The 19,159-nt window shown below is 69.2% G+C and carries 19 protein-coding genes and 1 riboswitch; of the genes, 11 read left to right on the top strand and 8 right to left on the bottom strand.

Translation table 11 applies throughout. The features are described 5' to 3' along the window. Complete coding sequence (locus ACFXIV_RS09320; protein WP_354833215.1) at nucleotides 1-1,005, top strand: Ppx/GppA phosphatase family protein; 1,005 nt, start codon at nucleotides 1-3, stop codon at nucleotides 1,003-1,005. 134 nt (nucleotides 1,006-1,139) lie between these two features. Beyond that, on the top strand, nucleotides 1,140-2,606 hold the full coding sequence (locus ACFXIV_RS09315; protein ID WP_379397651.1) for a peptide MFS transporter: 1,467 nt from the start codon (nucleotides 1,140-1,142) through the stop codon (nucleotides 2,604-2,606). A gap of 9 nt (nucleotides 2,607-2,615) precedes the next feature. On the opposite strand, the gene ACFXIV_RS09310 is transcribed toward ACFXIV_RS09315, so the two are convergent. Continuing rightward, on the bottom strand, nucleotides 2,616-2,927 hold the full coding sequence (locus ACFXIV_RS09310) for a hypothetical protein (protein ID WP_379397653.1): 312 nt from the start codon (nucleotides 2,925-2,927) through the stop codon (nucleotides 2,616-2,618). Nucleotides 2,928-3,115: 188 nt separating this feature from the next. Here ACFXIV_RS09310 and ACFXIV_RS09305 point away from each other — a divergent pair, with 188 nt between their 5' ends. Then, a complete protein-coding gene (locus ACFXIV_RS09305; protein ID WP_379397655.1) occupies nucleotides 3,116-3,982 on the top strand; it encodes an alpha/beta fold hydrolase in 867 nt (288 codons plus the stop codon). 17 nt (nucleotides 3,983-3,999) lie between these two features. On the opposite strand, the gene ACFXIV_RS09300 is transcribed toward ACFXIV_RS09305, so the two are convergent. Next, nucleotides 4,000-6,732: a helix-turn-helix transcriptional regulator gene (locus ACFXIV_RS09300; protein ID WP_379421231.1), complete on the bottom strand. Its 2,733-nt coding sequence runs from the start codon at nucleotides 6,730-6,732 to the stop codon at nucleotides 4,000-4,002. A gap of 356 nt (nucleotides 6,733-7,088) precedes the next feature. Between ACFXIV_RS09300 and ACFXIV_RS09295 the strand changes: the two genes are divergently transcribed. From ACFXIV_RS09295 to ACFXIV_RS09285, 3 genes are all read left to right on the top strand, one after another. Continuing rightward, nucleotides 7,089-8,561, top strand: a complete 1,473-nt coding sequence (locus tag ACFXIV_RS09295; RefSeq protein ID WP_379397658.1) for an MDR family MFS transporter — start codon at nucleotides 7,089-7,091, stop codon at nucleotides 8,559-8,561. Between the two features lie 149 nt (nucleotides 8,562-8,710). Further along, on the top strand, nucleotides 8,711-9,127 hold the full coding sequence (locus ACFXIV_RS09290) for a nuclear transport factor 2 family protein (RefSeq protein ID WP_379397659.1): 417 nt from the start codon (nucleotides 8,711-8,713) through the stop codon (nucleotides 9,125-9,127). 110 nt (nucleotides 9,128-9,237) lie between these two features. Then, nucleotides 9,238-10,104 (top strand): NAD-dependent epimerase/dehydratase family protein, encoded by an 867-nt coding sequence (locus ACFXIV_RS09285; RefSeq protein WP_379397660.1) that lies wholly within the window; start codon nucleotides 9,238-9,240, stop codon nucleotides 10,102-10,104. A 104-nt stretch (nucleotides 10,105-10,208) separates the two neighbouring features. On the opposite strand, the gene ACFXIV_RS09280 is transcribed toward ACFXIV_RS09285, so the two are convergent. Beyond that, on the bottom strand, nucleotides 10,209-10,577 hold the full coding sequence (locus ACFXIV_RS09280; RefSeq protein ID WP_364625112.1) for a nuclear transport factor 2 family protein: 369 nt from the start codon (nucleotides 10,575-10,577) through the stop codon (nucleotides 10,209-10,211). A gap of 238 nt (nucleotides 10,578-10,815) precedes the next feature. Then, nucleotides 10,816-10,887, top strand: a riboswitch (cobalamin riboswitch). Nucleotides 10,888-10,946: 59 nt separating this feature from the next. On the opposite strand from ACFXIV_RS09280, the gene ACFXIV_RS09275 reads away from it, so the two are divergent. From ACFXIV_RS09275 to ACFXIV_RS09265, 3 genes are all read left to right on the top strand, one after another. Next, nucleotides 10,947-12,068 (top strand): HoxN/HupN/NixA family nickel/cobalt transporter, encoded by a 1,122-nt coding sequence (locus ACFXIV_RS09275; protein ID WP_379397661.1) that lies wholly within the window; start codon nucleotides 10,947-10,949, stop codon nucleotides 12,066-12,068. 183 nt (nucleotides 12,069-12,251) lie between these two features. Beyond that, nucleotides 12,252-12,824 (top strand): hypothetical protein, encoded by a 573-nt coding sequence (locus ACFXIV_RS09270; RefSeq protein WP_379421230.1) that lies wholly within the window; start codon nucleotides 12,252-12,254, stop codon nucleotides 12,822-12,824. A 135-nt stretch (nucleotides 12,825-12,959) separates the two neighbouring features. Next, complete coding sequence (locus ACFXIV_RS09265) at nucleotides 12,960-13,598, top strand: sigma-70 family RNA polymerase sigma factor (protein ID WP_379397756.1); 639 nt, start codon at nucleotides 12,960-12,962, stop codon at nucleotides 13,596-13,598. Here ACFXIV_RS09265 and ACFXIV_RS09260 read toward each other — a convergent pair. Further along, entirely contained in the window at nucleotides 13,582-13,821 is a 240-nt protein-coding gene (locus ACFXIV_RS09260) for a zf-HC2 domain-containing protein (protein WP_379397665.1), read from the bottom strand. The genes ACFXIV_RS09265 and ACFXIV_RS09260 overlap by 17 nt on opposite strands. 111 nt (nucleotides 13,822-13,932) lie before the next feature. On the opposite strand from ACFXIV_RS09260, the gene ACFXIV_RS09255 reads away from it, so the two are divergent. Next, nucleotides 13,933-15,132: an MFS transporter gene (locus tag ACFXIV_RS09255; RefSeq protein ID WP_379421229.1), complete on the top strand. Its 1,200-nt coding sequence runs from the start codon at nucleotides 13,933-13,935 to the stop codon at nucleotides 15,130-15,132. A 13-nt stretch (nucleotides 15,133-15,145) separates the two neighbouring features. Further along, entirely contained in the window at nucleotides 15,146-15,325 is a 180-nt protein-coding gene (locus ACFXIV_RS09250) for a hypothetical protein (protein ID WP_379397669.1), read from the top strand. 39 nt (nucleotides 15,326-15,364) lie between these two features. Here ACFXIV_RS09250 and ACFXIV_RS09245 read toward each other — a convergent pair whose 3' ends face one another. The 4 genes from ACFXIV_RS09245 to ACFXIV_RS09230 all read right to left on the bottom strand — a co-directional run bounded on the left by ACFXIV_RS09245 (nucleotide 15,365) and on the right by ACFXIV_RS09230 (nucleotide 19,094). After that, complete coding sequence (locus tag ACFXIV_RS09245) at nucleotides 15,365-16,156, bottom strand: ABC transporter substrate-binding protein (protein WP_379397670.1); 792 nt, start codon at nucleotides 16,154-16,156, stop codon at nucleotides 15,365-15,367. Next, nucleotides 16,099-16,977, bottom strand: coding sequence for a metal ABC transporter permease (locus tag ACFXIV_RS09240; RefSeq protein WP_379397671.1), 879 nt, complete (start codon nucleotides 16,975-16,977; stop codon nucleotides 16,099-16,101). The genes ACFXIV_RS09245 and ACFXIV_RS09240 overlap by 58 nt, the downstream gene beginning before the upstream one ends. Then, nucleotides 16,974-17,633, bottom strand: a complete 660-nt coding sequence (locus ACFXIV_RS09235; RefSeq protein WP_379397673.1) for a metal ABC transporter ATP-binding protein — start codon at nucleotides 17,631-17,633, stop codon at nucleotides 16,974-16,976. The genes ACFXIV_RS09240 and ACFXIV_RS09235 overlap by 4 nt, the downstream gene beginning before the upstream one ends. A gap of 276 nt (nucleotides 17,634-17,909) precedes the next feature. Continuing rightward, complete coding sequence (locus ACFXIV_RS09230; RefSeq protein WP_379397675.1) at nucleotides 17,910-19,094, bottom strand: acyl-CoA dehydrogenase family protein; 1,185 nt, start codon at nucleotides 19,092-19,094, stop codon at nucleotides 17,910-17,912. Nucleotides 19,095-19,159: the final 65 nt, after the last annotated feature.

Genomic DNA, 19,159 nt, shown 5'->3' with positions numbered 1-19,159 from the left:
ATGAGCAACGCAGAGTTCGCGCGGAGTGCGGCCCCCGGTGCGGAAGCGCACGAGCGGATCGCGGGCGTCGACTGTGGAACCAACTCGATCCGGCTCTTGATCGCCGATGTCGCGCGCGACGCCGACGGTAAGCCGCATCTGACCGATGTGCATCGGGAGATGCGGATCGTGCGACTGGGCCAGGGCGTGGACGCCACGGGTGCGCTGAATCCCGAAGCGATCGAACGCACTCGGGTGGCGCTGGGCGACTATGTCGACCTCATGCTGAAGCACGGTGTGACGCGGGTGCGGATGGTGGCCACCTCCGCCACGCGCGATGCCGCCAACCGCGAGGACTTCTTCACCATGACCGGCGTCGAGCTGGGCCGGGTGGTGCCGGGGGCGCAGGCCGAGGTCATCAGCGGCGACGAGGAGGCGCGGCTGTCCTTCGCCGGTGCCGTCGGCGAACTGTCCAGCGCCGCAGGGCCTTTCGTGGTGGTGGATCTCGGCGGCGGGTCGACCGAGGTGGTGCTGGGCGACGCGTCCGGCGTGCACGCGGCGTACTCGGCCGATATCGGTTGCGTGCGCATCACCGAGCGCTGCCTGCACGGCAATCCGCCCACCCGCGAGGAGGTCGCCTCGGCGCGCTTCTTCGCTTCGGAGCGGCTGGCGCAGGCGTTCGGCGTGGTGCCGGTGGAGCGGGCGCACACCTGGGTGGGTGTGGCCGGGACCATGACCACGATCGCCGCGGTGTCGCTGGATCTGCCCGAATACGATTCGGACCGTGTGCATCTCACCCGCCTGCCGCTGGCCGACCTGCGCAAGGTGTGCGATCGGCTGATCGGCATGAACCACGACGAACGTGCCGCGCTCGGGCCCATGCATCCGGGCCGGGTGGATGTGATCGGCGGTGGCGCGGTAATAGCCGAAGTGCTTGCCGATGAGCTGGCGCGGCGGGCCGGGATCCGCGAGCTGATCGTCAGCGAACACGACATCCTGGATGGCATCGCACTGTCTATTGCCTGATCAGGTCACTCATCGAGCGGCTGCGGGGCATTTGTCCCTCGGCCGCGCGCATTCTGAACATTCCCTTGGCAATTGTGACGCAGGTTAACATCTGAGGTTGCTGTCGGATTGCCTTTTATGGGAGGGTCGCCGGTATGTCAGGAGTAGCTCACGACGCGAAACCGGCCACTGAACGGACCCTGTTCGGCCACCCCATCGGTATCGCGAATCTGTTCGGCGTCGAATTGTGGGAACGGTTCTCGTTCTACGGAATGCTCACGATTCTCGGCTACTACCTGTACTACACGGCCACCGACGGCGGCCTCGGCATGGCCAAGTCCACCGCCACCGGCATCGTCGGCGCCTACGGCGGTCTGGTCTATCTGTCGACCGTGCTCGGCGCGTGGATCGCGGACCGGCTGCTCGGCTCGGAGCGCACCGTCTTCTACGGCGGCGTCGTCGTCATGGCCGGCCACATCGCGCTGGCCATTCTGCCCGGCCTGACCGGTGTCGGCGTCGGTCTGGTGCTGGTCGCGCTGGGATCGGGTGGCCTGAAAGCGAATGCCTCCTCGCTGCTGGGCACCCTCTACGAGAAGGACGATCCGCGCGCGGACGGCGGCTTCACGCTGTTCTATCTGGGTATCAACCTGGGCGCCTTCGCCGGTCCGCTGATCACCGGCCTGCTGCAGGATCACGTCGGCTTCCACTACGGCTTCGGCGCGGCCGCCATCGGTATGGCGATCGGCCTCACCCAGTACGTCATCTTCCGCAAGAACCTGGGCGAGCACGGCCGCGATGTGCCGAACCCGTTGCCGCGCACCGCGATTCCCAAGGTTGTGACGGCCTTCGCCGCGATCCTCGTGCTGGTCGCCTTCGCCTGGGCCACCAAGCTGGTGACGCTGTCCAACCTGCCCGACGCCACCACCGTCGTGATCGTCGTGGCCTCGATCGCCTACTTCGCCATCATGCTCACCAGCGAAAAGGTGACCCCGATCGAGCGCACCCGGGTGCGCGCCTACATGCCGCTGTTCATCGCGAACGCGGTGTTCTGGTCGCTGTTCCAGCAGATCTTCACCGTGTTGGCGGTGTACTCCGACGACCGCATGAACTGGTCCATCTTCGGCTGGACCGCGCCGTCGAGCTGGATCGGTTCCATGGAGCCGGTGTGGATCATCGCGCTGTCGCCGCTGTTCGCGATCATGTGGACCCGCCTGGGCATGCGCTCCCCGAGCACCCCGCGCAAGTTCTCGCTGGGCGTGGTCGGGATGGGCGCGGCCTTCCTGCTGTTCACCCTGTTCGCGGGCAGCCACGGCAAGTCGGTGTCGTTCGTGATCGTGTTCTTCATCCTGGGCGCGTTCGCGGTCTCGGAGCTCATGCTCTCGCCGATCGGTCTCTCGGTCACGACGAAGCTGGCCCCCAACGCTTTTCGCGCTCAGATGATGGCCCTGTACTTCTTCTCGGTCGGCATCGGCACCTCGATGTCGGGCGTGCTGTCCAAGTTCTACGACCCGTCCCACGAACTGGTGTACTTCGGCATCACCGGCCTGGTGGCCATGGTCGTCGGCGCGATCGTCTGGGCCGTCGCGCCCTGGATCAGCCGCCACATGGAGGGCGTGCACTAACTCCCGTCGTCACATGCCCGGCATGGCCAGGAATTCGTAGATGTCGATGGTGCCGCCCCATTCGGTGTGCGGATGGCCCTTCAGCACCTCCTGGAGTGCTTCGCTGGAGTCGGCCTGCAGGATGGAGAAGCCGCCGATCCCGCCGTCGGCATTGAAGGATCCGGGTCCCAGCGGCGACCCGAGATCGACGATCGCCGACCCCGCCCGACCGGCCCAGTCCATCCAGGCCTTCATGCCCGCCGCCTGGGCTTCGGGGGTGGTCTGGGCCATCCGCTCGCGAGCGGACTGATCCGACTTGTAGATCACCAGGAATTTGGTCATTGGTGACTCCTGACTGTATCCCGGTCGAATCCGGCTGACCGGGCCTTTTCCGACTGGTTTGCCAATCGTATGCCGACGCTCCGGCCGATGGTGGGAATGGGTGGCCGAACGCATCCGTCGACGCGTGCCGGGGACCGGTCGCGAGTACTTAAGTACGACAGATTCCCGGTCACGCGGATCTTCATAACGTGGTGTTCATCAAGTTCGAACCAGCGATCCGAGTCAAAGGGATTCCGATGTTCTTCACCACACCCACCGACGGCACCACGCTCGCCTACGAGGACTACGGCACTGGACCGGCCATCGTGTTCGTCGCCGGAGCCATGCTCGCTTCCGATATGTGGGAGTACCAGATCCCCTTCTTCGCCGACCTCGGCTACCGCTGCATCTCACTGGACCGCCGCGGCCACGGTCGCTCCGACCGGCCGCGCGGCGGCTACGACCTCGACACCACCGTCGACGATCTGGCGGCCCTGCTCGACCACCTGGACCTGACCGAGGCCACCCTGGTCGGGCATTCCACCGGCGGCGTGGAGATCGCCCGCTACCTGGCCCGGCACGGCGAATCCCGGGTGGCGCGAGTGGCTTTCGTCAGCTCGATGCTGCCGTTCCTGAAGCTCACCGACGACAACCCGGGCGGGGCTCCGGTGGCGGTGCTCGAGGACATGCTGCACCGCATCCGCACCGACCGGCCCAAGTGGCTGGCCCGGCAGTCGCAGCTGTTCTTCGCCGAGCAGTTCGGCACCGAGGTGTCGCCCGAGCAGTCGGACCTCACCTACCGCCAGTGCCTGTCGACCGCGCCGCGGGCGACGCTGAAGATTCAGGAGGCGGTCTTCCACGCCGACAGCCGGGAAGCGGTGCGCGGCATCACCGTTCCGGCGCTGATCGTGCACGGCGACGCCGACTTCTCGGCGCCGATCGACATGACCGGCCGCCGCACCGCCGAGCTGCTGCCCGGTGCGACCTACCGCGAGTACCAGGCCGCCGGGCACGGGCTCTATGTCACCCACGCCGAGCAGCTCAACAACGACCTGCTCGAGTTCATCAAGGCCTGACCCGGCAGTCACGATGATCAATGAAGTTGTGCGGCAATATCCTTCAGCTCGCCCCGTGAGGTGACGCCGAGCTTCGGGTACGCCTTGTAGAGGTGGTAGCCGACGGTGCGGTGGCTCAGGAACAGCTGCGCGGCGATGTCGCGGTTGGACAGTCCCTGCGCGGCGAGGCGAACGATCTGCAATTCCTGCGGGGTCAGGCCGGTCGCGGTACTGCGCGACGGACCCGGATCGGAATCCGGTGCGCCGGCCGCGGTGAGCTCGTGGCGGGCGCGCCTGGACCATGGGTCCAGTTCCAGCCGTTCGAAGACCTCGAGGGCTTCGTGCAGTCGGGTGCGCGCCTCGGCCTTGCGGCGGGCGCGGCGCAGCCATTCGCCGTAGAGCAGAGCGGTACGGGCGAATTCGATGGGACGGGCCTCGCGGTCGTGCAGCTCGAGCGCCTTCGCGTACAGGTCTTCGGCATTCTCGTCGTCCAGTAGCGCGCGGCAGCGCAGCACCAGGGCATCGGCCCAGCCCTGTCCCACCGACTCCGCCCAGCCGGCGAAGTTCGCGAAAGGCGCCGCGGCGCGCTCCGGGGCCCCGATCCGCACCGCGGCCTCGACCAGATCCGGCACCGCCCGGGTGGCGCAAATATGGTGATCGAAAGGCGATTTCGTCAATCGCTCGAAGCGCGACAGCGCCGATTCCGCTCGCCCGGCCCCGAGGTCGAGCAGTCCCAGCGACCAGTGCGCCCACGGTGCGCCCGGCGCGATCGCTCCCGGGGTATCCCCGGTGAGGCCGAGCCCGGCCTGCGCCCGGCACTCGTCCTCATCGCCGCGCAGTGCGTCCAGATGCGCCAGCACACTGCTGAGTTGGCGCACCCACTGCTGCTGACCGGTGTCGCGGGCGAGGTCGCGGGCCTCGACCGTCGCGGTGCGCGCATCGCGCAGGCGGCCGGTGAAGATATCGGCCTCGCCGGCGAAGAAGAGGACGGTCGGCAGTCGCCCGGCGGCGCCGGCGGCGCGATGCTTGCCCTCCAGGGACATGGCCAGATCGAAGGCGGGCCCGTCCTGGCCGCGCGCGAGCGCGAAGCCGCAGAGGATCGACAGGACCTGGTCGGAAACCTCTCCCCGGGAACGGATTTCGCCGAGAATGTCCGTCAGCGCCAAGGGCCGGCCCGGGCCACGCTCGAACAGCCGGCCGATGAACCGCACCACCGGGGTCACCGGCAGCGCATCCGGCAACCGCAGCTCCGCAAGGTGTTCGAGGACCTCCCGCAAATCGGCCTCGCCCAGATACCACCCGGTGTGCATGGCCTGCACCAGCATGTCCGCCGCCTGCGCGGGTTCGGCGGCCGCGATGCTCGTCGCCGCGTCGATCAGCAGCCGGTGCGCATCCGGAAACTTGCCCTGCCAGAAGAGGGCCAGCGCCCGCACCTGGGAAAGACTGGCGCGCAACGATTCCGAGCTCACCTCGCGGGCCGTGCGCCGGGCCAGCTCGGCCGCCCGCTCCAGATCACCCGACTCCAGCGCCGCCTGGGCGGCCAGCGCCTGACGTCGCGTCCGATCCTCCGGCCGATCGCTGAGCCGGGCCGCCCGATCGTAGGCGGCGGCCGCCGCCGTGTGCCCGCCGCGTTCGCGCGCGCGAACAGCGCTGCGCTCCAAGGCATCCGCCACCTCGGCATCGGGACCGAGGGCCGCCGCCGCGCGATGCCAGGCCCGCCGATCCGCCTGCTCGGGCGCGTCCAGCGCCTCGGCCAGGGCCCGGTGCACCGCCAATCGCTGTCCCAGCGGGGCACGTTGGTACACCGCCGCGCGAATCAGCGGATGGCGGAACGTGATCGACAGGTCGGCGCCGGTCCCGCGCTGCAACAGTCCGGCAGCCTCGGCGGGAGCGAGATCATCGATGCCCGCTCCCAGGCTCGCCGCCGCACGCAGCACGACGGCCGGTTCGTTGGATTCGTCGGTGGCCAGCACGGTCAGCAGGGTCTGGCTCGGCTCCGGCAGCCGACTGATCCGGCCGTGGAAGGCCAGCCGCAGCCGATCGGTCAGGGGCAGCGCGCCCGCGGCGAGATCCGACGTCGATTCGGCGGCCATCGCCAGCGGCAGCTCGCGCAGGGCCAGCGGATTGCCGCGCGCCTCGGCCAGCAGCCGGTAGCGCACGGCCGGGGTGAGCGCATGCTCATCCAGCAGGGCCGCCGCCGCCTCGTGGGACAGACCGGTCAATCGCTGCTCGGGCAGCCCGGCGGCCTCGAAAGATCCCTCGCCCTCGCGGACGCCGAACAGCATGGCCACACCCTCGGCCTGCAGCCGCCGGGCCGCGAACAGCAGCGCGTCCTGCGAGGCCCGGTCCAGCCACTGCGCGTCGTCGACCACGACCAGCAGTCCGGCGCCGTCGGCATAATCCGTGAGCAGCGACAACACCGCCAGACCGGTGAGCATGGGCTCACGCCCGCCGGGACCGAGGCCGAGCGCGCCCGCCAGCGCCGCCCGCTGCGGTTCCGGCAGGCCGGGCAGCCGGTCCAGGGCGGGGCGCAGCAGCAATTGCAGTCCGGCGAACGGCAATTCGGCCTCGACCTCGACGCCGGTGCCTCGCAGCACCCGCACGGCGTCCGCCCGCGCGGCGGCGTATCCGAGCAACGCCGTCTTGCCGATCCCGGGTTCTCCACGCAGCACCAGCGCCGCGCTGCGCCCGTCGCGCGCACCCTCGACCAGGGCGTCGAGCGCCTGCTGTTCGCGCTCACGTCCACGCAGCTGCGGAATGTGTTCGGCCACGGTCGTTCTCACACCCTCCCGCCCCGCACCGCACCATCGCGGCGGGGCATCCCCCTCCATCATGGCGGGTTCCGGATCCGGGACCGATCCGAGCTCGCATCCCCCCAAACGTGACCTGCCTCACTCGATAATTTTGCCGAGTTCGATAAGTGCTGGTAACAGCACACTTTCAGCATGCTATGGGGCCGCGGTTCACCCGATAATCGGATGAATTCTGTCGGACCCCGCCGGAATACTGACCGGAGACCGATGAGTTGAGCGATCTGTACCCGTCTGCATCGATATGACGCCCCGGACGGCACCTTCGCCGATTCCGTGTCACCCCCTCGAATACGAACACCCCCGGAGGTTTTCCGATGCCCGATCTATCCGCTAGCTCGACCAAGCAGCGGACGCCAACGGTCATCCGGTTGCTGGTGCTCGCGACCTTCACGGTGATCTTGAACGAGACCATCATGATCAATGCGATTCCGCGGCTCATGACGGATCTTCACGTGACCGAGCGGTCCGCGCAGTGGGTGTCCACGGCGTTCATGCTCACCATGGCGGCGGTCATTCCGGTGACCGGCTGGTTCCTGCAGCGTGTCAGTACCCGGCGCGCGTACTCCCTCGCGATGGGTGTCTTCCTCCTCGGCACCGCGGTGGCCGCGATCGCGCCGTCGTTCGCGGTGCTGCTGATCGGCCGGGTCGTCCAGGCCGGCGGCACCGCGGTCATGATGCCGCTGCTCATGACCACCCTGATGACGGTCGTCCCCGAGCACGACCGCGGCCGCGTGATGGGCAATGTCACCCTGGCCATCTCGGTCGCCCCGGCCATGGGCCCGGTCATCTCCGGCCTGGTGCTCCAGATCGGTTCGTGGCGCTGGCTGTTCGCGCTGGTGCTGCCCATCGCCGGGGTGGTTACCTGGTTCGGGCTGCGCAAACTGGAGAACGTCGGTGAGCCGCAAGCGGGTTCGATCGACTGGTTCAGCGTGGCGTTCGCGGCCCTCGGCTTCGGCGGGCTGGTGTACGGCCTGAGCAAGTTCGGCGCGGGCAGCGCGCTGACTCCGGCGCTGATCGTCGCCGGCGGCGTGGCCCTGGTCGCCATCTTCGTGTTCCGTCAGGTGTACCTGCAGCGCAACGGCAGCCCGCTGATGGATCTGCGAATCCTGTTGTCCGGCACCTACGCCAAGGCACTGGTCCTGATGGCCGTGGCCTTCCTGGCCATGATGGGCTCGATGATCCTGCTGCCGCTGTACCTGCAGAACCTGCGCGGCCTGAGCCCGCTGCAGACCGGTCTGCTGGTCATGCCGGGCGGTCTGGCCATGGGTCTGCTCGGTCCGACCGTGGGCCGGCTGTTCGACCGGTTCGGCGGCCGCGTCCTGGTGATTCCGGGCGCGATCGGCATCACCGCCGCCCTCGCCGGCTTCACGCAGCTCTCGCTGACCACGCCGTATCCGGCGCTGGTGGCGCTGCACATCCTGCTGATGGTGTCGCTGGCCGCCGCCTTCACGCCGGTGTTCACGCTGGGCCTGGGCGCGCTGCCGATGCACCTGTACTCGCACGGCAGTTCCATGCTGGGCACGCTGCAGCAGGTGGCCGCCGCCTTCGGCACCGCGCTGGTGGTGACGGTCATGACGTCGCGGGCCACCCATCTGACCGATGGCGGCGCCAACCCGCTCGACGCCCATCTGTCCGGCATGCGGCTGGCGTTCGTGGTCTCCGCGGCGCTGGCGCTGATCGTCATCGTGATGGCGGTGCTGCTGCCCAACCGCTCCGAATCGCCGGAGCCGGTCGAGGATTCGCCCGAGGCCCTGGACGCATCCGGCGTCGCCCTGGTCAAGGACTGACTCTCCGAGCGTGAAAGCGCCCGTGGCCGAACGCCACGGGCGCTTTCCCGTATCGAGGGTCCGGCACCCTGCATCGATAAGCGTTCTTTATCGCAGAGTGTGTGAGCTGCCCCTTGGTCGGGCTCGGGATTTCCAGTGAACTGAATGGCATGAGCAGCACAGACGAGACCCGGACGGTGATCGAGAACTACATTCGCGCCCTGCAGGGCGGCGAGGCGGTCGAGCGGCGCAGCGAGTTCTTCGCGCCCGATGCCACCTGGACGCTGGCCGGGGACCTGCCGACCTCGGGCACCTGGGTCGGACCGGATCAGATCTTCCACGGCTTCCTGCCCGCCATGCTGGCGCGCTTCGACACCACCAAACCCATGAGCCAGGAGCTGCGTGGCGTGATCGCCGATGGGGACCGCGCCGTGGCAGAGTGGACCACCCGCGCGACCACCGTGGCGGGCGCGGAGTATGTCAACGATGTCGTCATCGCCTTCCGCGTCGCCGACGGCCGAATCGCGGAAGCCCGGGAGTATTTCGATACCGCGTACGCGAATCGCGTGCTGTTCGCCGGTAATTGACCTGCTGTTTGCTGGTAGTCGAGAACGTACCTGCTGACAGCGGAATACCAGTGCGGCCGACGAGGCTGTCGTGAAGACGGCCGGCGTGGCCGAGATGGAGGAGAAGATTCATGCGAGTACTGATCATCGGGGCCGGCGGCTACCTGGGTTCCGCGGTCGCCGAACGCTTTACCGGACTGGGCCACGAGGTGGTGGCACTGGTACGGCCGGGTAAGGACGGCGAGGCCGGATTCGAGACGCGCACCGGCGATCTCGCCGATCCGGCATCCCTCACCGCCGCCGTCACCCCCGATATCGACGCCGTGGTCAACCTCGCCACCCCCAGTGGAGACGCGGATGTGGACGCCGCCGCCATCGCCGCCCTCACCGACCCGCTGCGCGGCACCGGCAAGCCCTTCGTCTACACCAGCGGCGTCTGGGTCCTCGGCGCGACCGATGACGCCGACGAATCCGCGCCCACCAACGCCATTCCCATCGTCGGCTACCGCCCGGTCATCGAACGCCAGGTCCTCGCCCTCGCCGATGCGGGCGTCCGCGCCGCCGTCATCCGCCCCGGCATCGTGCACGGCCGCAATGGCGGAATCCCCGCTCTCCTGGTCGATCTCGCCCGCAAGCACAATGCCCCGGTCGTCGTCGCCGACTCCACTGTCGTATGGCCCACCGTTCACGTGGACGACCTGGCCGACCTCTTCGTGAAGGTCGTCGAATCGGCTCCGGCGGGCACCATCTGGCATGCGATCACCGAGCCCGCCGTCTCGGTGCTCGACCTCGCCACCGCTGCGGCCCAGGCCGCCGGTGTCTCCGGCGACCCGGTGATCTGGCCCCTCGCCGAAGCCGAAGCCGCCCTCGGCGCTCCCTTCGCCGAAGCCTTGGCCCTCAGCCAATCCGTCACCGGCCACGCCGCCCGCACCGACCTCTCCTGGAACCCCCAGGGCCCCAGCGCAACAGCCGACCTGAGCGCCGGTTCCTACCGCTGATCGACGTCGGCCGGGTGGCCGCCCGCATCGAGCGGCCACCCGGCCTCGCTGAAGTTCCGGCAATCGCCGACCGCCGCGCCTCCGAACTGCTTGCGGCGCAACGATCAAGCCCCGGCGGGAACCTTGTCGAGGAAGCCGTAGACGCGTTCGATGCGCCCGTCCTCGGCGAGGGCGGCGACATCGAAGCCGACGACCAGGGGCTCCGCGCCCGGAGTACCGAGGTGCCAGGTGAAGCGGGCGATGTGGTGGTTCGCGTCGACCGGAGCACCGAGGCTGAATTCCAGTCCTGCGAACTGGGCCTGGACGGCGGCGATGGTGGCATCCAGCCCGGCGTGCCCGCGGACCGAGCACAGCGGGTCGGTGTATTCGGCGTCGTCGGTGAACAGTTCGGCGACCAGGGCCGCGCGGGCCGAGGCGTCGGTGGTGTTCCAGGCGGTGAGGTAGCGCTGGACGAGTTCGTTGATGTCGCTCATGTCGGTTCTCCTTGCTGGTGTGAACTTGATGAGCACAACGTTATGAAGAATGCCGGACCTGGGAATCTGTCGTACTTAAGTACTCATGACCGGTCTCCTGCACTGTGGTTCCCCGGTCGTCCGGAGACGGTCCACCACGAATCCGATGTCATTCGGGCAGGTGATCGTCCGGGACCGCTGGCCGGCGGGGCCGTTGGCGCTGCTCTGTATAGTCGGGCGAACATTTTGTGACGATGGTGGGAACCCGGTGGGAATCCGGGACGGTCGCGCCACTGTGTCCGGGCCGCTGCGGCGGTACGGGAGTCAGACCTCACATCGCCACAGCCCTACGTGCGGGGACGCGGGTTCCCCGAGAAGGTCTCTGCGCGCATGTCTGTCGATCCTGGTTCGAATTCCGCTGTCCCCGCGCGCCGTCGGTTGCGGCATGTCCTGCACGACTGGTCGCGGCGGGACTGGATCGAGGCGGGGGTGCTGCTCGGGGTGGTCGCGGCCATCCATGTGGTGGCGTTCGGGCTGTTGTTCGGGGCGGTGGCGCCGCACAGCTATCAGCTCGGGTCGCAGGTGTTCGGGGTCGGATTGGGTTTCACCGCATACGCGTTCGGCCTGCGGCACGCGTTCGACGCGGACCACATCGCGGCGATCGACAATACGACCCGGAAGCTGATGGCCGATGGGCAGCGGCCCAAGTCGGTGGGGTTCTGGTTCGCCATGGGGCACGCGACGATCGTGTTCGTGCTGGCGGCGCTGGTGGTGGCCGGTGCGCGGGTGGTCGGCGAGCTGGTCGATGACGACTCGCCGACCCGTAAGACCCTGGGCATGGTGTCGACGGTGGCGTCCGGATCGTTCCTCTATCTGATCGGGCTGCTCAATGTGGTTGCGCTGATCGGGATCTGGCGAGTGTTCCAGCGCAGCCGGCGCGGGGAGTTCGATGCCGAGGAGCTGGAGGCCGCGCTGCAGGCGCGCGGTGCGCTGGCCCGGCTGCTGGGCCCGGTCATGCGGGCGGTGCGCCGGCCGGCGCAGGTGTATCCGGTGGGTGTGCTGTTCGGGCTGGGCTTCGACACCGCCACCGAGGTCGCCCTGCTGGCCCTCGCCGGTTCCGGCGCCGCGGCCGGACTGCCCTGGTACGCGATCGTGGTGCTGCCGCTGCTGTTCGCCGCGGGCATGAGCCTGATGGACACCCTCGACGGACTGTTCATGAACGTGGCCTACGACTGGGCCTTCTCAGAACCGGTCCGCAAGATCTACTACAACCTGACCATCACCGCCCTGTCGATCGCGGTGGCGCTGGTCGTCGGCTCCATCGAGCTGATCACCGTCCTCCACGACGACGCGGACTTCGTCAACCCGATCACCGACTGGATCGCCGGAATCAACCTGAACAATGTCGGATTCGGCATTGTCGGCCTGTTCGTGCTGGCCTGGATCATTGCCGTCGCCTACTGGCGCTGGGCCAAGGTCGAGCAGCGCTGGACCTCGGCCCCGTCGGAATGAATCCTGCCTGTCGGCCGCGGTGATCACACCGCGGTGGTGAACCCGGGCGGGATCTGTGCCGTCGTATCGACGTGTGCCCGATCCCATCACTGCATTCATGGGATGACATGAGGTCGAGAAGCCCTGTGGCACAGGCGTTCGCGTGGTGATGCGACGATGGACCGTGCCATGACCGACCCACTCGTGACCCCGGTGTCGCGTGCCGTGCGGGCGGCGATTTTCGCCGTGATCGCCGTCGCGGTGTCGGGCGCTGGGCACGGTCACGTGGTCGGGCACGGGCTGTCGTTCTCGGCGCTGGTAGTCGCGTGCGCCGGGACCGCCGCAGTGGCATGGGCTTTCGCCGATCGCCAGTGGGGTGTGCTGCCCATCGTCGGTGGTCTGGCCGGCATGCAGTTGGTGCTGCATCTGTGGTTCGGGCTCGCGCCGATGTCGGGCGGCCACATGAACCATGTTGCTGGGATGAGCGGCGCCGCGAGCGCCGGGTCCAGCACTCCCGCGATGATCGCGGCGCATTGCCTGGCCGCGATGTTCTGCGGCATCTGGCTGTGGCGCGGCGAACGGGCTTTGTTCGCATTGCTGCGCGCGCTGTATGCGCGCTTTTTCGTGCCGCTGCTGCTCGTCTATCTCCATCCGAGTGTGCCCGCCGGTCTGCCGGCCGGGCGGGTGGCGGAACACCGGGTCCCGAAGCCGTCGGAAACCCTGCTACGACATGTGCTGGCTCGTCGCGGCCCGCCCGCGTGTGCATTCCAGGTCTGAACAGTTCACTGCCGGTGGCGAATTCGCCCACCGGTGACTGATCGACCGCCCCCTTCGCGGTGTGCCGCTGATCGTGCGGCGACCGATTCCGATCGACGTCTCATTGCTGTGGCGTCTGCAATCGAAGGCTTGGCAATGCACCTAATCCCTTCCGCGCCGGCATCTGCGCGCGGCCTCGTCCGGGCGAACCCGGCTCCGAACAGTCCCGCGGTCTCGGCGGATGATCAGCTGACCGCGCTCGCGCTGGCCGCCGGTCGTGGCGACCGGGGCGCCCTCGAAGAATTCATTCGCGGGACCCAGCGCGACATCTGGCGATTCACGGCGCATCTGACCGATGTGCAATCCGCCGACGACCTCACACAGGAGACCTACCTCCGCGCGTTGCGCAGCCTGCCCGGCTTCGCCGGCAGGTCCTCGGCGCGAACCTGGTTGCTGTCCATCGCCCGGCGCACCGTCGTGGACCGGATCCGAAGCGCCGCGGTGCGCCCGAAGAATGCCTCCGGCGACTGGCAGACCGCGATCGATGAACGCTGCGAGCGTGACGGTTCCGACTTCCCCGAAATGCTCGCCATCGCCGACCTTTTGCGCGGCCTGCCCGACGACCGCCGGGAGGCGTTCGTGCTCACCCAGATGCTCGGGCTGTCCTATGCGGAGGCGGCCCAGGCCGTCGGCTGTCCGGTCGGGACCGTCCGGTCGCGGGTGGCCCGTGCCCGGGAATCCCTCGTCCTGGCGTGGAAGGAGCCCGACCGGCCCATCGTCACGAGACCGAGCTGAGCGGCGCGTTCGGCGGCAGTTGCCGCAGGATGTCCGACGTGAGGTCGGGTACCGGGGGTGCGGGGTGCGCTGTCAGCGTCCGCTGCAGCGATTCCGCGCGCTGGTACCAGGAACGGCAGTCGGCGCAGGCGTCCAGGTGCCGATCGGTCGATTCGGCCGCGATGGGCTCCTGTTCGCCGTCGATTCGCGCGGACAGCGCTTCGCGGATCGTTTCGCACCTCATGGCTCAATGGTCGCGCAGGCCCGGCGGGAAGTTCCCGGCGGGCCGGACGGCGGTGCGGGTCCCGGGCGAATCCGCGGGAACTGGGGCAGCCGTTCGTTCGACTTGTCGGGTGTGAGCGCGCGCGCGAAAACCCCGGCGGTCACGGCCATCCGCAGCTCGGTGCTGACGGTGCTGCTGACCACGGCGATGGCCCTGTCCATGCTGCCGCTGTTCCTGCTGGGAGCGCTGGGTCCCCGGATGGTCGGCGAATTCGGCCTTGCCACAGGGCAACTGGGGTTGCTGGTGGCGGCCGGGTTCGGGGTGGCGGCGGTACTGTCGCCGGTGGTCGGTCCGATGGTGGCGGCGCTGGGGGCCCGGCGCTGCCTGATCGGAACGTTCGCGCTGTCCGCGCTGGCCCTCGCCCTGTTCGCGGCGGCACCGGGCTACGAGGGGCTGGTGGCGGCGATCGCGGTGTCCGGGCTGGGACAGGCCCTGGCCAACCCGGCGACGAATCAATTGATCGCAACCCGTGTTCCGGCCGCCGTGCGCGGTGCCGTGGCGGGATGGAAGCAGTCGGGCGTGCAGGTCGGCGCGTTTCTCGCGGGACTGCCCCTGGCGGCGATCGCGGGCGCGGTGAACTGGCGCGCGGCCGTGGCCACGGCGGCGGCGATCGCGGCGCTCGCGGTGGCGGCGGCGCTCACGGTGGCGAAAGATCCTCAGCCGCCGCGCCTTCCGCCACTGGTGGTGGCGCGCCCGCACGGCGACGCGGGCTGGATGTGCGGCTACTCGGTGCTGCTCGGGACCGGAATCTCGGCGATCAACACCTATATCGCGCTGTACGCCGCCAAGCAGCTGGGGGCTTCCCCGGGCGCGGCGAGCGCCCTGGTCGCCGTGCTCGGCATAGCCGGAATCGCCGGGCGAGTGGTCTGGGCCCGATGGTCGTCCCGATTGCCGACCCCGGCGATCCTGCTGGGGCCCTTGGCCTTCGGCGCGGCGGTCGCGGCGCTGGGAATTCTCGCCGGGACCTGGTGGAGCGGGTGGGTGTGGCTGGGCGCGCTCGGCATCGGCTGCTGTGCGGTCTCGGCGAATGCCGTCTCGATGATGACCGTCATCGCGACGGCCGCGCCCGAGCACGTGGGCCGCGACTCGGCGGTGGTGTCGGCGGGGTTCTTCGCCGGATTCGTCATCGGGCCACCGGTTTTCGGTGCACTCGTGGACGCCTCGGACGGCCGCTACGGAGCCGCGTGGACCCTGGTGTCGGGGGCGTTCCTCGCGGCCGCAGCGGTGGCGTGGTGGTGGCGCGCACGGACCCTGCAAACTCGGGCGCGCTGATCGCGCCCGCGAGTTGGTCGAGGTCGTTGTCGGCGAGCATCTTTCGACCGGTGAGTCGCCTGGGCGACTGTTGAACGGCTGCTACGACCTGTCGCGCGGTCTGGCGACCCGCCACGAATTGATCTGGGGTGACTTCCTTCTCATGCTGGCGTTGGCGATCCTGTCCGGCGAGGTCGATCCAGCCGAACTGTGATCGCCCCGCTGGACACGCCGCCCAGCCCGGCCCGGCCGCTCAGCCGTGCATCGCTGCCGTGAGCTTGGCGGCGGCGTCCCGGTAGACCGAGAGCAGATCCTGGTCCTGCGTGGGGTAATTGGTGAGATCGATCTGCTTGGCGGACGAGCCGGGCAGCACCTGGCCGGTGCTCATCTGCTCATTGCCCAGCACATACTGCGGATTCTTGGCGGAGAGGTCCGCGACCTGCCCCGGGGTGATGGGTGCGGGACCGTAGGTGCCGAGCACCTGTGCGCCGGACAGCTGGGCGGCGAAGCCCATGAACGCCTGCTGCACCACCTTCGGCGGCTGCCCGCCCGGCCAGGCGGTCTTGACGTCGGTGGCGAGCTTGCCGTACTCGGTCTCGAAATCGACGATCCACTTGTCGGCGGTGGTGCGAGTGCCGAACAGGTCGCCCAGCCGGCGCACCTCGGATTCCATGGTGTCCTTGACATTGTCGAGGTTGACCTCGACCAGCTTGGCCTTCGAACCGGCCGCGTCCTTGATCTTGCCCGCGAAGCCTTCGAACTGCGCGTACAGCACGAAGTCGGCCTTGGCGACCGTGGCCAGATCCGAGGGCTTGGGATCGTAATCGGGGGCGTGCTTGATGGCGGCGGGCACGATGACCGTCACGTCGGAGGCCCCGGCGGCCTTGGCGAACGCCGCCTCCCACGAACTCGCGGCCACCACATGCGGGCCGTTGCGGTCATGGTCGCCGCTCGAAGAACAGCCGGTGGCAACGGCCGCACCGGTGATCAGTGCAACGGCACCGATCGCGATGCGCGCGAGCCGGTTTCGTCGGATGAGGGCCATCCTCGTTTTCTCCAATCGGGGATCACATGAACGACGAGGGCGACCGCCCCCGCCAAGAGCACCAGGACCGGACCGGGCGGCAGGTCCAGCGCCACCGCGAGCGTGAAGCCCGCGATATTCACCACCACGCCCACCACGACCGCGGTGATCGCCATGGTGGTCAGCGAATTCGCCAGCCGGCGCGCCGCCAGGGCGGGCAGCAGGGTCAGCGCGTCCACCAGCAGCGCGCCGGTGAGCCGGATGCCGGCGGCCACCGCGATCGCGACCAGCACCAGCAGGATCAGGGTCAGCCGATCCACCCGCACGCCCGAGCAGGCAGCGAGCTCCCGGTCGTGCAGCAGCAGTCCGATCTGGCGGCGGCGCAGTACGAACAGCAGCGGCACCACCGCGGCGAGCACACCCAGCAGCACCACATCGGCGGTGCGGGTGGCGAGGATGGATCCCCAGAGCAGTTCGAACGCGCCATTGGCGTTGACACCGGAGATTGACAACACCAGCAGCGCGCCCGCAATGGACAGGCTCATCAAAAGACCCATGGCCCCCGACAATCCGGTGCGGCTGCGGGCCAGCGGCGTCAGCGCCGCCCCCGATCCGCCGCAGGCCACCAGGGCACAGAGCATGGGGTCCAGTCCGGTCAGCATGCCGACCGCGATGCCGAGCAGCGCCACGTGCATCATGGCGAACCGGACCGGCATGATGTCCAGCCCGATGATGACCACGCCCACGATCGGCAGTCCGACCGCGCCCAGCACCAGCGCGAACAAACCGCGCTGCACCGGAGCCAGCTGCCACACGTCCATGAAATTCGCCGCACTGTTCACGCGATCTCCTCATGCCGAGCGGGGATTTCGCGCAACCGGCCGTCGGCCATCTCGAGCACGCGATCGCAGCGGTCGGCCAGCGTCCGATCATGGGTGACCACCAGCACCGTCACGGGCAGCGCCACCAGCAATTCGGCCGCTTCGGCCTGACCGGCGAAATCGAGTGCGGCCGTGGGCTCGTCGGCCAGCAGCAGTCGTGCGCCCGCGGCGACGCAGCCGACCGCCCGGGCCAGATACATGCGCTGCAACTGACCGCCCGACAGTGTGTCCAGCGGCCGATCCGCGAAGTCCGCCACGCCGAGCCGCTCACCGGCCTCCAGCGCCGCGCCGAGATCGCCACTGCTGACCAGCAATTCGCGCGCCAGCAGCGGAAACCGGCCGGAGGTCTGCCGCTGCGGAATCCACGCGGCGACCGTGCGCCGGCGATCCCAGTCTCGCGCCGACCGCGCCCGGTCCCCGTCCACGGCAATGGCACCCGACGACACTGGGTGCAGCCCCAGCAGCGCGCGCAGCAGCGTCGTCTTCCCGGACCCGTTGGTACCGGTGAGCGCGACCCGCTCACCCGGCTCGACCACCAGATCGACCTCTCGCACGACCGGCCGCCGGTCGTGCGCACAGCACACCCCGGTCAGCTCCACCCTCGATCCCGCTCGCACCCTCAGCTCCCGCTCGTCGTCGATCCACAAGTCGTGCTGCGAATCGATTCGGTTCCCGGGATTTCGAGGTCGCCGTTCGCCGCTGTCCGCCTCTCGCGGACATACCCGGCCAGGCCGAGGTGGTTCGGGCCACGATCCACCCCCGGCTCGGCACCACGGGCTGCGATGGGCTCCGCCTGAATCGGCTGGGACAGACGCGACTTTGCCGCAGTGTCAGCGGCTCTGGTGCCAGCGGACGACTGTCACGGGCCGACGATCGCCGTGGCGGGTGGGGCGTCAGTTGGCGGGCGGTCGACCCTGGCCGGAGTAGTCGCGCAGGAGGCGGCGGGCGGTGGCGGTGATGTGGAATTCGTCGGGGCCGTCGAGGATGCGGGCGGCGCGCGCGGTGCGCAACAGGCGGGGGAGACCCGTTGCGGCGGTGAGGCCCTCGGCGCCGTAGACCTGGATGGCGGCATCGACGGCGGTGCCGAGGGCGCGGGCGGCGGCGGTCTTGGCCAGGCCGACCTCGATCTGGGCGGGGGCGTCGGCGGCCACCGGGCGGGCGGCCTCGGCGGCGAGCAGCCGTGCCGAGCGGAGCTGTAGTTCGGACTCGAACACCAGCTGCTGGATCAGTTGGCGATCGGCGAGCACGCCGTCGCCGAGTCGGCGTTCGCTCGCGCGGCGGGCGAGTTGTTCCACGGCGCGCTGGGCCTGCCCGATCCAGCGCAGCGCGCGCAGGGTGCGCCCGAGCGCGAGCCGTTCGGCCGCCAGCGTCATCCCCGCGCCGACCGTGCCCAGCAGGTGCGTGCCGGGCACGCGGACCCGGTCGAATTCGATCTCGTGCTGGCCGCCCGCACCGAGCACGTCGACCTCGCGGATCACCCGGAATCCCGCGGCGGTGGTCGGTACCGCCAGGATCGAGAACGCTTGCCGGGTGGGCAGATCCACGCCGGTGCGGGCGACGACGAGTACCCAGTCGGCACGGGCGGCGGCCGTGATGAACCATTTGCGGCCGGTCACGATCCATTCACCGGACCCGTCGCGGACGGCGGTGGTGCGCAGGCCGCTCGGGTCGGATCCGGCCACCCCGGGCTCGGTCATGGCATACGCCGCCTTGGCGGTGCCGGTCACCAGCTCCGGGAGCACGCTCGCGCGCAACTCCGGATGCGCGTGTGTGCCCAGCATGCGGACAGAGAGCAGGGCCGAGGAGCCGAGCGCCTCGGGCCCGTGATCGCTGCGGCCCTCCAGCTCCGCGAGCGCGAAGTAATCCGCCAGCGGGACGCCTCCGCCGCCGTGTTCCCGCGGCAGGGGCAGTGCCCAGAGTCCGGCGACGATGGCTTGCTCGCGCAGTGTGGCCCAGGCTGCAGCGTCATCGGCGTCGAGCGCGTCCTCGAGCGGAATGACCTGGGAGTCAACGAATTCCCGGACCCGGCTCGCGAGGGGCGCGGACGGGGTGGATGCGGAGGGTGATTCGGGCGACATGTCCCGATCGAACCATTTGCCGGAACTCAAGCGCTCTTCCGGCCGACTCGTTGACTGCACACCCG

Origin of the sequence: Nocardia sp. NPDC059236 (genome assembly GCF_042754085.1) — a bacterium.
Lineage (GTDB): Bacteria > Actinomycetota > Actinomycetes > Mycobacteriales > Mycobacteriaceae > Nocardia.
Note: the sequence above shows the minus strand (reverse complement) of the source record. Positions and strands in the feature narration are given on the sequence as shown.

Bases quoted from the DNA above. Each gene is read 5' to 3' on its own strand.
- ACFXIV_RS09320 (WP_354833215.1), top strand. From the start codon at position 1: ATGAGCAACGCAGAGTTCGCGCGGAGTGCGGCCCCCGGTGCGGAAGCG.
- ACFXIV_RS09315 (WP_379397651.1), top strand. From the start codon at position 1,140: ATGTCAGGAGTAGCTCACGACGCGAAACCGGCCACTGAACGGACCCTG.
- ACFXIV_RS09310 (WP_379397653.1), bottom strand. From the start codon at position 2,927: ATGACCAAATTCCTGGTGATCTACAAGTCGGATCAGTCCGCTCGCGAG.
- ACFXIV_RS09295 (WP_379397658.1), top strand. From the start codon at position 7,089: ATGCCCGATCTATCCGCTAGCTCGACCAAGCAGCGGACGCCAACGGTC.
- ACFXIV_RS09290 (WP_379397659.1), top strand. From the start codon at position 8,711: ATGAGCAGCACAGACGAGACCCGGACGGTGATCGAGAACTACATTCGC.
- ACFXIV_RS09285 (WP_379397660.1), top strand. From the start codon at position 9,238: ATGCGAGTACTGATCATCGGGGCCGGCGGCTACCTGGGTTCCGCGGTC.
- ACFXIV_RS09280 (WP_364625112.1), bottom strand. From the start codon at position 10,577: ATGAGCGACATCAACGAACTCGTCCAGCGCTACCTCACCGCCTGGAAC.
- ACFXIV_RS09275 (WP_379397661.1), top strand. From the start codon at position 10,947: ATGTCTGTCGATCCTGGTTCGAATTCCGCTGTCCCCGCGCGCCGTCGG.
- ACFXIV_RS09265 (WP_379397756.1), top strand. From the start codon at position 12,960: ATGCACCTAATCCCTTCCGCGCCGGCATCTGCGCGCGGCCTCGTCCGG.
- ACFXIV_RS09260 (WP_379397665.1), bottom strand. From the start codon at position 13,821: ATGAGGTGCGAAACGATCCGCGAAGCGCTGTCCGCGCGAATCGACGGC.
- ACFXIV_RS09245 (WP_379397670.1), bottom strand. From the start codon at position 16,156: ATGGCCCTCATCCGACGAAACCGGCTCGCGCGCATCGCGATCGGTGCC.
- ACFXIV_RS09230 (WP_379397675.1), bottom strand. From the start codon at position 19,094: ATGTCGCCCGAATCACCCTCCGCATCCACCCCGTCCGCGCCCCTCGCG.